The 14,371-nt window shown below is 67.0% G+C and carries 11 protein-coding genes and 1 rRNA gene; 10 read left to right on the top strand and 2 right to left on the bottom strand.

The genetic code is table 11. From position 1 onward, the window contains the following. Positions 1 to 219: 219 nt before the first annotated feature. From eccD to OG905_RS11760, 6 genes are all read left to right on the top strand, one after another. Positions 220 to 1,719, top strand: coding sequence for a type VII secretion integral membrane protein EccD (gene eccD, locus OG905_RS11785; protein ID WP_328682179.1), 1,500 nt, complete (start codon positions 220 to 222; stop codon positions 1,717 to 1,719). Positions 1,720 to 1,876: 157 nt separating this feature from the next. Then, positions 1,877 to 2,167, top strand: a complete 291-nt coding sequence (gene rpsO / locus OG905_RS11780; RefSeq protein ID WP_328667684.1) for a 30S ribosomal protein S15 — start codon at positions 1,877 to 1,879, stop codon at positions 2,165 to 2,167. Positions 2,168 to 2,450: 283 nt separating this feature from the next. Beyond that, positions 2,451 to 4,670 carry a polyribonucleotide nucleotidyltransferase gene (locus OG905_RS11775; RefSeq protein ID WP_328667683.1) on the top strand — a complete coding sequence of 740 codons (2,220 nt, stop codon included), beginning with the start codon at positions 2,451 to 2,453 and terminating at the stop codon, positions 4,668 to 4,670. Next, positions 4,667 to 6,046, top strand: coding sequence for a M16 family metallopeptidase (locus tag OG905_RS11770; RefSeq protein WP_328667682.1), 1,380 nt, complete (start codon positions 4,667 to 4,669; stop codon positions 6,044 to 6,046). Before OG905_RS11775 ends, OG905_RS11770 begins: the two co-directional genes overlap by 4 nt. 17 nt (positions 6,047 to 6,063) lie before the next feature. Next, positions 6,064 to 6,816: a 4-hydroxy-tetrahydrodipicolinate reductase gene (gene dapB / locus OG905_RS11765; RefSeq protein ID WP_328667681.1), complete on the top strand. Its 753-nt coding sequence runs from the start codon at positions 6,064 to 6,066 to the stop codon at positions 6,814 to 6,816. 5 nt (positions 6,817 to 6,821) lie between these two features. After that, positions 6,822 to 7,274, top strand: a complete 453-nt coding sequence (locus tag OG905_RS11760) for a hypothetical protein (protein ID WP_328667680.1) — start codon at positions 6,822 to 6,824, stop codon at positions 7,272 to 7,274. Between the two features lie 27 nt (positions 7,275 to 7,301). Here OG905_RS11760 and OG905_RS11755 read toward each other — a convergent pair whose 3' ends face one another. After that, positions 7,302 to 7,850, bottom strand: a complete 549-nt coding sequence (locus tag OG905_RS11755) for a hypothetical protein (protein ID WP_328667679.1) — start codon at positions 7,848 to 7,850, stop codon at positions 7,302 to 7,304. A 128-nt stretch (positions 7,851 to 7,978) separates the two neighbouring features. Further along, positions 7,979 to 8,218 carry a hypothetical protein gene (locus OG905_RS11750; protein ID WP_328667678.1) on the bottom strand — a complete coding sequence of 80 codons (240 nt, stop codon included), beginning with the start codon at positions 8,216 to 8,218 and terminating at the stop codon, positions 7,979 to 7,981. A gap of 166 nt (positions 8,219 to 8,384) precedes the next feature. Between OG905_RS11750 and thyX the strand changes: the two genes are divergently transcribed. The 4 genes from thyX to OG905_RS11730 all read left to right on the top strand — a co-directional run bounded on the left by thyX (position 8,385) and on the right by OG905_RS11730 (position 14,088). Further along, complete coding sequence (thyX, locus tag OG905_RS11745) at positions 8,385 to 9,125, top strand: FAD-dependent thymidylate synthase (protein WP_328667677.1); 741 nt, start codon at positions 8,385 to 8,387, stop codon at positions 9,123 to 9,125. 208 nt (positions 9,126 to 9,333) lie between these two features. After that, positions 9,334 to 10,233 (top strand): 4-hydroxy-tetrahydrodipicolinate synthase, encoded by a 900-nt coding sequence (gene dapA, locus OG905_RS11740; protein ID WP_328667676.1) that lies wholly within the window; start codon positions 9,334 to 9,336, stop codon positions 10,231 to 10,233. A gap of 133 nt (positions 10,234 to 10,366) precedes the next feature. Then, positions 10,367 to 12,052 (top strand): ribonuclease J, encoded by a 1,686-nt coding sequence (locus tag OG905_RS11735; RefSeq protein ID WP_328667675.1) that lies wholly within the window; start codon positions 10,367 to 10,369, stop codon positions 12,050 to 12,052. Positions 12,053 to 12,562: 510 nt separating this feature from the next. Next, positions 12,563 to 14,088: ribosomal RNA gene (locus OG905_RS11730) — 16S ribosomal RNA — on the top strand. Positions 14,089 to 14,371 lie beyond the last annotated feature (283 nt).

Here is a 14,371-nt window from a genome sequence, read left to right as displayed (position 1 = left end):
ACCAATTCCCTTGCCGGATGGAAATGTTCCTATCGGCGCCCCCGTGGCGACGGGTTCCATCCGCGGGGAGGGATCCTACTTGCGTGGCCGGTCAACGGTTGGCGGTAGGGTGGCGCGACGCGTTTGCTCGCCCGTGAACTACCGCAAAAAAAGGGTCATTCGGGGAGCAAAGCGAGGCTCACGATCCATGAGAATCACGAGGGGGAGCAGCAGGTGAGTATGACGGCCTCAGCGGCGGCCACCGGAACCGGTCACCCGGGTCCCGGAACTCCGTCCGGCGGCGGAACCGGTTTCTGCCGAGTCACGGTCGTCGCGCCGGACGGTCGCGTCGACGTGGCACTGCCCGAAGACATCCCCGTCGCCGACCTCTACCCGGAGATCCTCCGCCTGTCCGGGCAGAGCCCCGCGGAGGGTGCCCCGGTCGGGTACCACCTCGTGCGTCGCGACGGCACCGTGCTCGACGGCGCGCGCTCCCTGGCGGCCCAGCGCATCCTCGACGGCGAGCTCCTGTCGCTGCGGCCCTTCGCCGAATCGCTGCCCCCGGCGGTCTTCGACGACGTCTCCGATGCCGTCGCCTCCGCCGTCGCCCGCGACCGCACGCTGTGGAACGACAGCCTGATGCGCGGCGCCGGGCTCTTCGGCGGATCCGTCCTGCTGGTCCTGCTCGCCTTCGTGCTGTGGACCGCCGACCCCCGGCACGACATGCACGGCCTGCCCGGCGTCCTGGCCGCCGTCAGTGGCGTACTGCTGCTCGCACTCGCCGGTGTACGGGCACGGGTGTACGACGACCGGGCCTCGTCCGTCGCTCTGGGTATCGGTTCCATGGCCAACGCGGCGGTCGCCGGAGCCGGACTCCTGCCACTCGCCGAGGGGCAGGGAACCGGGAAGCTGCAGTTCCTGCTCGCCTGCGCCGCCGTTCTCGTCGCCGCGGTGATCCTGATGATCGTCGCCCCTGGCGGAGACGGCCCCTTCGTCGCGTTCGTCTTCGCCGCCGCCGTCGGCCTGCTGGTGACCTTCGCTGCGATCACGACCAACATGGAGCCGGCCGAGACCGCGGCCGTGTGCGCCCCGCTCTCCGTGGGAGCCCTGGCTTTCCTGCCGGGCCTCTCCACGCGCTTCGCCCGCCTCCCCATCGGCTTCGAGCCGCCTCGTACGACCGTCGGCGACTACGGAACCGAGCCCGCCCCTCAGGGCCCGGTCGACGCCGAGCGCATCGCGGCCCAGGTCCGGCGCGGTCACGAGCTGCTGGTCGGCCTGGTCGGCGGCTGTGCGCTGGTGGCCCTCGGAGCCTCGGCGGTGCTCGGATTCTCCGACAACGTGTGGGGCCAGCTGCTCGCTCTCGCCACCGGCATCGCCATGCTGATGCGCGCCCACCTGTTCCGCTACACGGCGCAGGTCGGCTGCGCCCTGGCGGCCGGCCTCGGCTCATTGGCTCTGCTCGGGGTCGGACTGTGCCTCAACCCGCCGAGAGGGCTGATGCTCGACGCCCTGAAGGGCGACGGCACAGCGCTCGACATCCGTACGGTCTGGCTCACGGCCGCGGTCGCCGCGGTCGCCGCGGTGATCACCGCCATCGGACTGATCGTGCCGCGCAAGGGCGTCACGCCCTTCTGGGGCCGCTCTCTGGAGATCGCCGAAGCCGCTGTGCTGCTGACGCTCGTACCGCTGTGCCTCGCGGTCTTCGACGTCTACCACGCCATCCGTGCGATGACCTCCTGACTCACTGGTACTGTGGGTGACGGCCGTTTGTGTACGCGCTCCCGGAGCATCTGGGTGCAGCGCTCATCGGACCTTCGCCTCCGAGTCACGGAAGCTCCCCTGAGATCAAGACCAGGGGCACTCGTGGGCGCATCGAACATCAAAAGAGGAGTACCGAGTGTCTCTCGACGCCGCTACGAAGAAGCAGATCATGGGCGAGTTCGGCACCAAGGAGGGCGACACCGGCTCCCCCGAGGTCCAGGTCGCGATGCTCTCCCGCCGGATCTCGGACCTGACCGAGCACCTCAAGACGCACAAGCACGACCACCACTCCCGCCGTGGTCTGCTGATCCTGGTGGGCCAGCGCCGCCGTCTGCTGCAGTACCTGGCCAAGAAGGACATCCAGCGCTTCCGTGCGCTGGTCGACCGCCTCGGCATCCGCCGCGGTGCGGCCGGCGGTGCCAAGTAAGACGCCGTGAAGGGAGCGGTTCCCACTCTTAGGGGGCCGCTCCCTTTGCTGTACGTGCGCGACCTGCCGGACGGCATTTAGTCTGGTCGCACAAGGCAGTACCGAACGACAACGCAATACCGAACGAACGAGAAGCCGCCTCACCGCCGCCGGTCCTCGGTAGTGGCCCCCGGAGAACCAAGCCCCGGGTGCTTCGATCGAAGACCGGCCCGCAGAACGAGCGCTTCTCGGCCACCGTCCCCCGCCACACGGGCGAGGGGACGAAGACGAGGAGAAAACGCTAGTGGAGAACGAGACCCACTACGCCGAGGCCGTCATTGACAACGGTTCCTTCGGCACCCGCACCATCCGCTTCGAGACGGGCCGCCTGGCCAAGCAGGCCGCCGGTTCCGCCGTGGCGTACCTGGACGACGACACCATGGTGCTGTCGGCCACCACCGCTTCCAAGAAGCCCAAGGACCAGCTCGACTTCTTCCCCCTGACGGTGGACGTCGAGGAGCGGATGTACGCAGCCGGAAAGATCCCCGGCTCCTTCTTCCGTCGTGAGGGCCGGCCCTCCGAGGACGCGATCCTCACCTGCCGCCTGATCGACCGCCCGCTGCGCCCCTCCTTCAAGAAGGGCCTGCGCAACGAGATCCAGATCGTCGAGACGATCATGGCGCTCAACCCCGACCACCTGTACGACGTGGTCGCGATCAACGCCGCCTCCTGCTCCACGCAGCTGGCCGGCCTGCCCTTCTCCGGCCCGATCGGCGGCACCCGTGTCGCCCTGATCAAGGGCCAGTGGGTCGCCTTCCCGACGCACACCGAGCTCGAGGACGCCGTCTTCGACATGGTGGTCGCCGGTCGCGTCCTGGAGGACGGCGACGTCGCGATCATGATGGTCGAGGCCGAGGCCACCGAGAAGACCATCGAGCTCGTCAAGGGCGGCGCCGAGGCGCCGACCGAGGAGCTCGTCGCTGCCGGTCTCGAGGCCGCGAAGCCCTTCATCAAGGCGCTGTGCAAGGCCCAGTCGGACCTCGCCGCCAAGGCCGCCAAGCCCACCGGCGAGTTCCCGGTCTTCCTCGACTACCAGGACGACGTCCTGGAGGCGCTGACCGCGGCCGTCAAAGGCGAGCTCGCGCAGGCGCTCACCATCGCCGGCAAGCAGGAGCGCGAGACCGAGCTGGACCGCATCAAGGAGGTCGCCGCCGAGAAGCTGCTCCCGCAGTTCGAGGGCCGCGAGAAGGAGATCTCCGGTGCCTACCGCGCGCTGACCAAGAAGCTCGTCCGCGAGCGCGTCATCAAGGACAAGGTCCGCATCGACGGCCGTGGCGTCACGGACATCCGTACGCTCGCCGCCGAGGTCGAGGCCATCCCGCGTGTGCACGGCTCGGCGCTGTTCGAGCGTGGCGAGACCCAGATCCTGGGCGTCACCACCCTGAACATGCTCCGTATGGAGCAGCAGCTGGACACCCTTTCCCCGGTGACCCGCAAGCGCTACATGCACAACTACAACTTCCCGCCGTACTCCGTCGGTGAGACCGGCCGCGTCGGTTCGCCGAAGCGCCGCGAGATCGGCCACGGCGCGCTCGCCGAGCGCGCCATCGTGCCGGTGCTGCCGACGCGCGAGGAGTTCCCGTACGCCATCCGCCAGGTCTCCGAGGCGCTGGGCTCCAACGGCTCCACGTCCATGGGCTCGGTCTGCGCCTCCACCATGTCGCTGCTGAACGCCGGTGTGCCGCTCAAGGCCCCCGTCGCCGGTATCGCCATGGGTCTGATCTCCGAGGAAATCGACGGCCAGACGCACTACGTCGCCCTCACCGACATCCTCGGTGCGGAGGACGCCTTCGGTGACATGGACTTCAAGGTCGCCGGTACGAAGACCTTCGTCACCGCGCTCCAGCTCGACACCAAGCTCGACGGCATCCCCGCCTCGGTCCTGGCCGCCGCGCTGAAGCAGGCCCGCGACGCCCGCCTCCACATCCTCGATGTGATGAACGAGGCCATCGACGTCCCGGACGAGATGTCCCCGAACGCCCCGCGGATCATCACCGTCAAGATCCCGGTGGACAAGATCGGTGAGGTCATCGGCCCCAAGGGCAAGATGATCAACCAGATCCAGGAGGACACCGGCGCCGACATCACGATCGAGGACGACGGCACCATCTACATCGGTGCCCAGCAGGGCTCGCAGGCCGAGGCCGCCCGCGCCACGATCAACTCGATCGCCAACCCGACCATGCCGGAGGTCGGCGAGCGCTACCTGGGTACGGTCGTCAAGACCACCACCTTCGGTGCCTTCGTCTCCCTGATGCCCGGCAAGGACGGTCTGCTGCACATCTCGCAGATCCGCAAGCTCGCCGGTGGCAAGCGCGTGGAGAACGTCGAGGACGTGCTCGCGGTCGGCTCCAAGGTGCAGGTCGAGATCGCCGAGATCGACTCCCGCGGCAAGCTCTCCCTGATCCCCGTGATCGAGGGCGAAGAGTCCGCCGACGAGAACAAGGACGACGCTGCCAAGTGACGTCCCGTAGTTCCAGGACGACGGCCCGCACCTCTTCGGAGGCGCGGGCCGTCGCCCGTACCCAAACGCTTCTCAAGGGCGAGCACGGCATCGGCACCGTCCGCCGCACCGTCCTGCCCGGCGGCCTGCGCGTCGTCACCGAAACCCTGCCCTCCGTACGCTCCGCCACCTTCGGCATCTGGGCGAACGTCGGCTCCCGCGACGAGACGCCCTCGCTCGGCGGCGCCACGCACTACCTGGAGCACCTCCTCTTCAAGGGCACGCGACGGCGCTCCGCCCTCGACATCTCATCGGCGATCGACGCGGTCGGCGGCGAGATGAACGCCTTCACGGCGAAGGAGTACACCTGCTACTACGCGCGCGTGCTCGACACCGACCTGCCGCTCGCCATCGACGTGGTCTGCGACATGCTCACCGGATCGTTGATCCTCCAGGACGACGTCGACGCCGAGCGCGGTGTCATCCTCGAAGAGATCGCGATGACGGAGGACGACCCGGGCGACTGCGTGCACGACCTGTTCGCGCAGACGATGTTCGGCGACAGCCCCCTCGGCCGTCCCGTTCTCGGCACGGTCGACACGGTCAACGCGCTGAGCGCCGACCGCGTCCGCCGCTTCTACAAGAAGCACTACGACCCGACCCATCTGGTCGTCGCGGCCGCGGGCAATATCGACCACGCCACCGTCGTACGCCAGGTCCGCAGGGCCTTCGAGAAGGCCGGCGCCCTGTCCCGTACGGACGCGGCCCCCACCCCGCCCCGCGACGGGAGCCGGACCCTGCGCACCGCCGGCCGCGTCGAGCTGCTGGAGCGCAAGACCGAGCAGGCCCATGTCGTCCTCGGCATGCCCGGCCTCGCCCGCACCGACGACCGCCGCTGGGCGCTCGGGGTACTGAACACCGCCCTCGGCGGCGGCATGTCATCCCGCCTGTTCCAGGAGGTCCGCGAGAAGCGCGGCCTGGCCTACAGCGTGTACTCGTACACCTCGGGCTTCGCCGACACGGGCCTCTTCGGCGTCTACGCGGGCTGCCGCCCCAGCCAGGTCCACGACGTCCTGAAGATCTGCCGCGACGAGCTCGACCGGGTCGCGTCCGAGGGGCTCTCGGACGAGGAGATCGGCCGCGCCGTGGGCCAGCTCTCCGGATCCACCGTGCTGGGCCTCGAGGACACAGGCGCGCTGATGAACCGCATCGGCAAGAGCGAACTGTGCTGGGGCTCGCAGATGTCGGTCGACGACATGCTGCGGCAGATAGCCTCCGTCACGCCCGACGAGGTACGCGCGGTAGCAGGCGAGGTGCTGGGACACCGTCCCTCCCTGTCGGTGATCGGCCCGCTCAAGGACAAGCAGGCGGACCGCCTCCACGAAGCGGTCTCCTAACGTTAAGGAAGAGAGCAATGAGCAAGCTGCGCGTGGCCGTTCTCGGCGCCAAGGGCCGTATCGGCTCGGAAGCGGTACGAGCCGTCGAGGCCGCCGACGACATGGAACTGGTCGCGGCTCTCGGCCGGGGCGACAAGCTGGAGGCCCTGGTCGATTCCGGCACCCAGGTCGTGGTCGAACTGACCACGCCGGCCTCGGTGATGGGCAATCTCGACTTCTGCGTACGCCACGGCATTCACGCGGTCGTCGGCACCACCGGCTGGACCGATGAGCGCCTCGCGCAGCTGGGCACCTCGCTCGCCGCATCGCCCGGGACCGGTGTCCTCATCGCACCGAACTTCTCCATCGGCGCGGTCCTCACCATGAAGTTCGCACAGCAGGCCGCGCGGTACTTCGAGTCCGTCGAGGTCGTAGAACTGCACCACCCGAACAAGGCCGACGCCCCGAGCGGCACCGCGACCCGCACCGCACAGCTCATCGCGGCGGCGCGCGCGGAGGCGGGCTGCGCCCCGCAGCCGGACGCGACCGTCACCGCGCTGGACGGCGCCCGCGGCGCGGACGTCGACGGCGTCCCCGTGCATGCCGTACGGCTGCGCGGTCTGCTCGCCCACCAGGAAGTCCTGCTGGGCGGCGAGGGCGAGACCCTGACCATCCGCCACGACTCGCTGCACCACAGCAGCTTCATGCCGGGCATCCTGCTGGGCGCCCGCCGTGTCGTATCCACTCCGGGCCTCACCTTCGGCCTGGAAAACTTCCTCGACCTGGGCTGACGGCCATGGGTGGAAAGATCACGTACTTCTTCCTCGCCACCGCGCTGGTGCTCGTCTTCGGCGTGGTGGCGCTGGAGGGCGTGCTGCTCCTCCTGACCGGTGAGCCCGCCGCCATGGGGATGGGCGCGGTGGCGTTCCTGCTGCCGGTCGTCGGCGCCTGGTTCCTCTGGCACAACACCAGCTTCGCGCGCAACGCGCATCGGCTGGCCCGCGAGCTGGAGTCCGAAGGCGGGCTGCCGGTTCACGAGTCGAGCCGTACGCCCGGCGGGCGGATCGACCGTGACGCGGCCGACGAGATCTTCGCGCAGCGGAGGGCCGAGACCGAGGACTCGCCGGACGACTGGCGCTGCTGGTTCCGGCTGGCCGTGGCCTATCACGATGCCCGCGACACTCCGCGCGCCCGCAAGGCGATGCAGCGCGCGATCACGCTGCGCAAAACAAGCCCCTCCGGCGTTTGAGGAATGGGTCCGGGGCCGATCCGTCGGTCAGGCCCCGCGGTATTCGGCCCCCCAGGCCTCGACGGAGTCCGCCGCCCGGTCGAACGCCTCGGTGCGTGACAGGAAGTCCGCGTTGTGATCGGTCAGCAGGGGCAGCGCTTCCCCGCCCTGCGGTATGGCGACGAGCGCCTGCCCCTGTACGGTGCGCGGCAGCCCGAGCCAGCGCACGGGCTGCTGCACGGTTCGTACCGCCACGACGCGGTTCCACGGCACCGTCGTGGTCGCGAAGAAGGCCACGCGCCGCACTCCGTGCCGGCTCACCCAGACTCCCGCCCGCAGCAGCCTCAGTGAAGTGAAGATGAGCGCGAGCCCGAGGCCAAGACAGACGCCGGCACCCGGCAGCGCACCGGCGAACGCGATGATCATCGCAGCGATGAGCACGAACGAGGCGAGCAGCAGCAACAGCGCCGCGGCGCCGACCCGCCAGGGACCCGGACGGTACGGACGCCGCCAGCGGTCGTGATCGTCGAAGGGCAGCGCGACGTCGTCATCGCTCGTGCCGAACGCACGGTCGGCCGTCAGAAAAGGCAGGGGCACGACTGATCCTCACTCACCAGCACACTCGATTCGGCTGTGCCCGGTGAGGCTACCGAGGCACCCTCGGCCCGACCACCCCCGGGGGGCCATGGGGGTGCCCCCACGCCCATTAGGGCTGTGGGGGAGAGTCAGCGCCCGTCGGACGCCTCGGACTGCTGCGAATGCCCCGCCGCCCGGCCGGATTCCAGCGCGGGAAGCCCGAAGAGCAGGGAGCCGACCAGCCCTGCGACGACGGTCAGCCCGATCAGCGTGTGCCCCGCGAGCTGGGAGCCGCTGGGACGTACACGGGGCGGCGGAGTGACGTTACTGCGGAAGCGGTCGGCCTCAGCGACGAATGCGAACGGGACGGCCTCTCGCCGGCGGAACATCAGGGCACTCTCCTTGGCAACGTGTCGGTGGTCTACTGGTAGAGACGTCAAAAGCAGTCATTTGGTGCCCGCGTTCCCGGATTTGCCCAAAGGGGCCAGAGGCACTGCCGAGGCGTTCCGTCGTTAAAGTGGGCGCCGCCTATGCGTTCAACCGGAAGGACTCCTGGTGCCCGACACCCCCGCCGAGACAGCCACGCCCAATTTCCGCAGCGATGTCACCGTCGAGCTGGTGAAGCACACCGCCGGTGACTCCGACGTGCTGTGGGCCGCCCGCGTTTCCACGGCAGGCGAGCAGTCTCTGGAGGAGCTCCAGAAGGACCCCGAGCGCTCCACGGGACTGATCAACTACCTGATGCGGGACCGCCACGGCAGCCCCTTCGAGCACAACTCGATGACCTTCTTCATCAGTGCCCCGATCTTCGTCTTCCGTGAGTTCATGCGCCACCGTGTGGGCTGGTCCTACAACGAGGAGTCCGGGCGCTACAGGGAGCTGCAGCCGGTCTTCTACGTCCCGGGCCAGCAGCGCAAGCTCGTGCAGGAGGGCCGCCCCGGCAAGTACGTCTTCATCGACGGCAGCCCGGAGCAGCACAAGGTCGTCAGCGACGCCATGATCGACTCGTACCGCCGCTCGTACGAGACGTACAAGGAGATGCTCGACGAGGGCATCGCCCGCGAGGTCGCGCGCGCCGTCCTTCCCGTTGGCCTGTTCTCGTCCATGTATGCCACCTGCAACGCCCGCTCGCTGATGCACTTCCTCGGCCTGCGTACGCAGCACGAGCTGGCGAAGGTCCCGTCCTTCCCCCAGCGGGAGATCGAGATGGTCGGCGAGAAGATGGAGCAGCACTGGGCGAAGCTCATGCCGCTCACCTACGCGGCCTTCAATGCCAATGGCCGCATCGCCCCATAGGGCACAATCGTCCCGTGGAGCACAGATGTACGGGTCAGCGCGGAGAAGTGTCCGCATTGCGGTGTTTCGTGAAGTTCATCTAGGCTGATCAAACGGACCCGGCACTGCTTGAACCCCCGAGCAGGCAGTGCCGGGCTCCGCATGTCACGTCCTACGTCACGTCCCCCGAGGGGACACTGCGTACTGAGCAGCGAGTAGCGTGTTACCCATGGCTCCGATCTCCACTCCGCAGACCCCCTTCGGGCGGGTCCTCACCGCCATGGTCACGCCCTTCACGGCGGACGGCGCACTCGACCTCGCCGGCGCACAGCGCCTGGCGGCCCATCTGGTGGATGCAGGCAACGACGGCCTGATCATCAATGGCACCACCGGTGAGTCGCCGACCACCAGCGACGCGGAGAAAGACCAGCTCGTACGAGCCGTACTGGAAGCCGTCGGAGACCGGGCTCACGTCGTCGCCGGTATCGGCACCAACGACACGCGCCACAGCATCGAGCTCGCCCGCACCGCCGAACGCTCCGGCGCGCACGGCCTGCTCGCGGTGACGCCGTACTACAACAAGCCCCCGCAGGAGGGCCTGTTCCGTCACTTCTCGGCCATCGCCGACGCGACGGAACTGCCCGTCATGCTCTACGACATCCCCGGCCGCAGCGGTGTCCCGATCGACACCGAAACCTTGGTGCGCCTCGCCGATCACTCGCGTATCGTCGCGAACAAGGACGCCAAGGGTGACCTGGGCCGCGCCAGCTGGGCCATCGCCCGCAGCGGTCTCGCCTGGTACTCCGGCGACGACATGCTCAACCTCCCGCTGCTCTCGGTCGGCGCCGTCGGCTTCGTATCCGTCGTCGGTCATGTCGTCACCCCGGAGCTCCGCGCCCTCCTCGACGCCCACCTCACCGGTGACGTCCAGAAGGCCACCGAGATCCACCAGCAGCTGCTCCCGGTCTTCACGGGCATGTTCCGCACCCAGGGCGTCATCACCACCAAGGCGGCACTGGCCCTGCAGGGCCTCCCGGCCGGACCGCTCCGGCTTCCCCTGGTGGAGCTCTCCCCGGAGGAAATCGCGCAGCTCAAGATCGACCTCGCGGCCGGTGGGGTACAGCTCTAAACACAGACTTCACAACTGAATACGCGAAGAAGGCCGACCGAAACCGGTCGGAACCAAGACAACAGCAAGTGCACGAATGTCATGTACGCCACGTGCCGGAGCGGTACGTGGCGTGCGTGGTGAGGAGAGTCTTTTGAGTCATCCGCATCCTGAACTCGGCGCCCCGCCGAAGCTTCCCAAGGGTGGCCTGCGCGTCACCCCGCTCGGCGGTCTCGGCGAGATCGGCCGGAACATGACGGTCTTCGAATACGACGGCCGACTGCTCATCGTCGACTGCGGCGTCCTCTTCCCCGAGGAGGAGCAGCCCGGAATCGACCTGATCCTGCCGGACTTCACCACCCTCCGGGACCGCCTCGACGACATCGACGGCATCGTGCTCACGCACGGCCACGAGGACCACATCGGTGGCGTCCCGTTTCTGCTCCGCCTGAAGCAGGACATCCCGCTGATCGGCTCCAAGCTGACCCTCGCGCTGATCGAGGCAAAGCTCCAGGAGCACCGCATCCGCCCGTACACCCTCGAAGTCACCGAGGGCCACCGCGAGCGCATCGGCCCCTTCGACTGCGAGTTCATCGCGGTCAACCACTCCATCCCGGACGCGCTGGCCGTCGCCATCCGCACCCCCGCGGGCATGGTGGTCCACACCGGCGACTTCAAGATGGACCAGCTCCCGCTGGACGGCCGGCTGACCGACCTGCACGCATTCGCGCGGCTGAGCGATGAGGGCATCGACCTCCTGCTCTCGGACTCGACGAACGCAGAGGTCCCGGGCTTCGTCCCGCCCGAGCGCGACATCTCGAACGTCCTGCGCACGGTCTTCGCGAACGCCCAGAAGCGCATCATCGTGGCCAGCTTCGCCAGCCACGTCCACCGCATCCAGCAGATCCTCGACGCGGCCCACGAGTACGGCCGCCGGGTGGCCTTCGTCGGCCGCTCGATGGTCCGCAACATGGGCATCGCACGCGACCTGGGCTATCTGCGGGTCCCCGCGGGCCTGGTCGTCGACGTGAAGACGCTCGACGACCTCCCGGACCACGACGTGGTCCTGGTCTGTACGGGCTCCCAGGGCGAACCGATGGCGGCCCTGTCCCGCATGGCCAACCGGGACCACCAGATCCGCATCGTCCAGGGCGACACCGTGATCCTGGCGTCGTCCCTGATTCCGGGCAACGAGAACGCGGTCTACCGCGTGATCAACGGCCTGACCCGCTGGGGCGCGAACGTCGTCCACAAGGGCAATGCCAAGGTCCATGTCTCGGGCCACGCCTCGGCCGGCGAGCTGCTGTACTTCTACAACATCTGCAAGCCGAAGAACCTGATGCCGGTTCACGGCGAATGGCGCCACCTGCGCGCCAACGCCGAACTCGGAGCCCTGACAGGCGTCCCGAAGGACCACATCGTCATCGCCGAGGACGGGGTCGTCGTCGACCTCCTCGACGGCAAGGCCAAGATCGTCGGCAAGGTCCAGGCGGGTTATGTGTACGTCGACGGCCTCTCGGTCGGCGATGTCACCGAGGCCTCGCTCAAGGACCGCCGGATCCTCGGCGACGAGGGCATCATCTCGGTCTTCCTCGTGGTCGACTCGAGTACCGGCAAGGTCGTCGGCGGCCCGCACATCCACGCCCGCGGCTCCGGAATCGAGGACAGCGCCTTCGGCGCGGTACTCCCGAAGATCGAGGAAGCGATCGCCAAGTCGGCTTCCGACGGCGTCGCCGAGCCGCACCAGCTGCAGCAACTCGTCCGCCGCGTGGCGGGCAAGTGGGTCTCCGACACCTACCGTCGGCGCCCGATGATCCTTCCGGTCGTCGTCGAGGTCTGACCAGGCCAACTCCGGAGCGGAGCCCCCGATTTGCGTCGGGGCGCTCCGCTCCAGTACGTTTACGTCTCCGCCTGAACGGGAACCCGGCGCACTCGTGCGCTCGGAGCAGTCCCCGAAGGGGCGGGAATTCCGACTCAGAATCTCTGATAAAGTCGGGTCAGCCGAAAGGTAAAGGCCTTCCAACGGCCACTGGATTCGAATTCCTCACCGGAAACGGAATGGAAAAAGAGTCTGGTAGGGTTGGAAACGCAAGACCGAAGGGAAGCGCCCGGAGGGCCCGATGAAAAGGGTCTGAAGGAAGCGTCCGTTCCTTGAGAACTCAACAGCGTGCCAAAAGTCAACGCCAGATTGACAACCCCGGCCCATTTCGGTGGGTTGAGGTTCCTTTGAAAGTCCTGTCGGTCCTTTGTGGCGGGCAGGCAATGACACAGCGAGGACGCTGTGGACGATCGGTCTTATTCCGACCGGTCGTCCCGCTCTTGTGGTGTTCGACCCGATTACGGGTAAACATTCATGGAGAGTTTGATCCTGGCTCAGGACGAACGCTGGCGGCGTGCTTAACACATGCAAGTCGAACGATGAAGCCCTTCGGGGTGGATTAGTGGCGAACGGGTGAGTAACACGTGGGCAATCTGCCCTTCACTCTGGGACAAGCCCTGGAAACGGGGTCTAATACCGGATACCACCTCCCGAGGCATCTTGGGGGGTTGAAAGCTCCGGCGGTGAAGGATGAGCCCGCGGCCTATCAGCTTGTTGGTGGGGTGATGGCCTACCAAGGCGACGACGGGTAGCCGGCCTGAGAGGGCGACCGGCCACACTGGGACTGAGACACGGCCCAGACTCCTACGGGAGGCAGCAGTGGGGAATATTGCACAATGGGCGAAAGCCTGATGCAGCGACGCCGCGTGAGGGATGACGGCCTTCGGGTTGTAAACCTCTTTCAGCAGGGAAGAAGCGCAAGTGACGGTACCTGCAGAAGAAGCGCCGGCTAACTACGTGCCAGCAGCCGCGGTAATACGTAGGGCGCAAGCGTTGTCCGGAATTATTGGGCGTAAAGAGCTCGTAGGCGGCTTGTCACGTCGGATGTGAAAGCCCGGGGCTTAACCCCGGGTCTGCATTCGATACGGGCTAGCTAGAGTGTGGTAGGGGAGATCGGAATTCCTGGTGTAGCGGTGAAATGCGCAGATATCAGGAGGAACACCGGTGGCGAAGGCGGATCTCTGGGCCATTACTGACGCTGAGGAGCGAAAGCGTGGGGAGCGAACAGGATTAGATACCCTGGTAGTCCACGCCGTAAACGTTGGGAACTAGGTGTTGGCGACATTCCACGTCGTCGGTGCCGCAGCTAACGCATTAAGTTCCCCGCCTGGGGAGTACGGCCGCAAGGCTAAAACTCAAAGGAATTGACGGGGGCCCGCACAAGCAGCGGAGCATGTGGCTTAATTCGACGCAACGCGAAGAACCTTACCAAGGCTTGACATATACCGGAAAGCATCAGAGATGGTGCCCCCCTTGTGGTCGGTATACAGGTGGTGCATGGCTGTCGTCAGCTCGTGTCGTGAGATGTTGGGTTAAGTCCCGCAACGAGCGCAACCCTTGTTCTGTGTTGCCAGCATGCCCTTCGGGGTGATGGGGACTCACAGGAGACTGCCGGGGTCAACTCGGAGGAAGGTGGGGACGACGTCAAGTCATCATGCCCCTTATGTCTTGGGCTGCACACGTGCTACAATGGCCGGTACAAAGAGCTGCGATGCCGCGAGGCGGAGCGAATCTCAAAAAGCCGGTCTCAGTTCGGATTGGGGTCTGCAACTCGACCCCATGAAGTCGGAGTTGCTAGTAATCGCAGATCAGCATTGCTGCGGTGAATACGTTCCCGGGCCTTGTACACACCGCCCGTCACGTCACGAAAGTCGGTAACACCCGAAGCCGGTGGCCCAACCCCTTGTGGGAGGGAGCTGTCGAAGGTGGGACTGGCGATTGGGACGAAGTCGTAACAAGGTAGCCGTACCGGAAGGTGCGGCTGGATCACCTCCTTTCTAAGGAGCACTTCTCACCAGACCCCGGTCTGGTCAGAGGCCAGTACATCGGCGTACGTCCGATGCTGGTTGCTCATGGGTGGAACGTTGACTATTCGGCACGGTTTCAGGACTTCACTAGTACTGCTTCGGCGTGGAACGTGTGAGTCAGGGGATCGTGCCGGGCGCGCTGTTGGGTGTCTGAGGGTGCGAGCGTTTGCTCGCCCTTCGCGATGCCGGCCCCAGTGAACTCGTTGCTTGTCGACGGGGTGGTGGGTGGCTGGTCGTTGCTTGAGAACTGCAC

The sequence above is a fragment of the Streptomyces sp. NBC_00322 genome (assembly GCF_036147535.1).
Classification (GTDB): Bacteria; Actinomycetota; Actinomycetes; order Streptomycetales; family Streptomycetaceae; genus Streptomyces.
The sequence above is the reverse complement of the archived record's forward strand: the minus strand, read 5'-3'. Positions and strand labels throughout refer to the sequence as shown.

Excerpts from the sequence above, each read along its gene's own strand:
- eccD (WP_328682179.1), top strand. The coding sequence starts at position 220 with ATGACGGCCTCAGCGGCGGCCACCGGAACCGGTCACCCGGGTCCCGGA.
- dapB (WP_328667681.1), top strand. The coding sequence starts at position 6,064 with ATGAGCAAGCTGCGCGTGGCCGTTCTCGGCGCCAAGGGCCGTATCGGC.
- OG905_RS11760 (WP_328667680.1), top strand. The coding sequence starts at position 6,822 with ATGGGTGGAAAGATCACGTACTTCTTCCTCGCCACCGCGCTGGTGCTC.
- OG905_RS11750 (WP_328667678.1), bottom strand. The coding sequence starts at position 8,218 with ATGTTCCGCCGGCGAGAGGCCGTCCCGTTCGCATTCGTCGCTGAGGCC.
- dapA (WP_328667676.1), top strand. The coding sequence starts at position 9,334 with ATGGCTCCGATCTCCACTCCGCAGACCCCCTTCGGGCGGGTCCTCACC.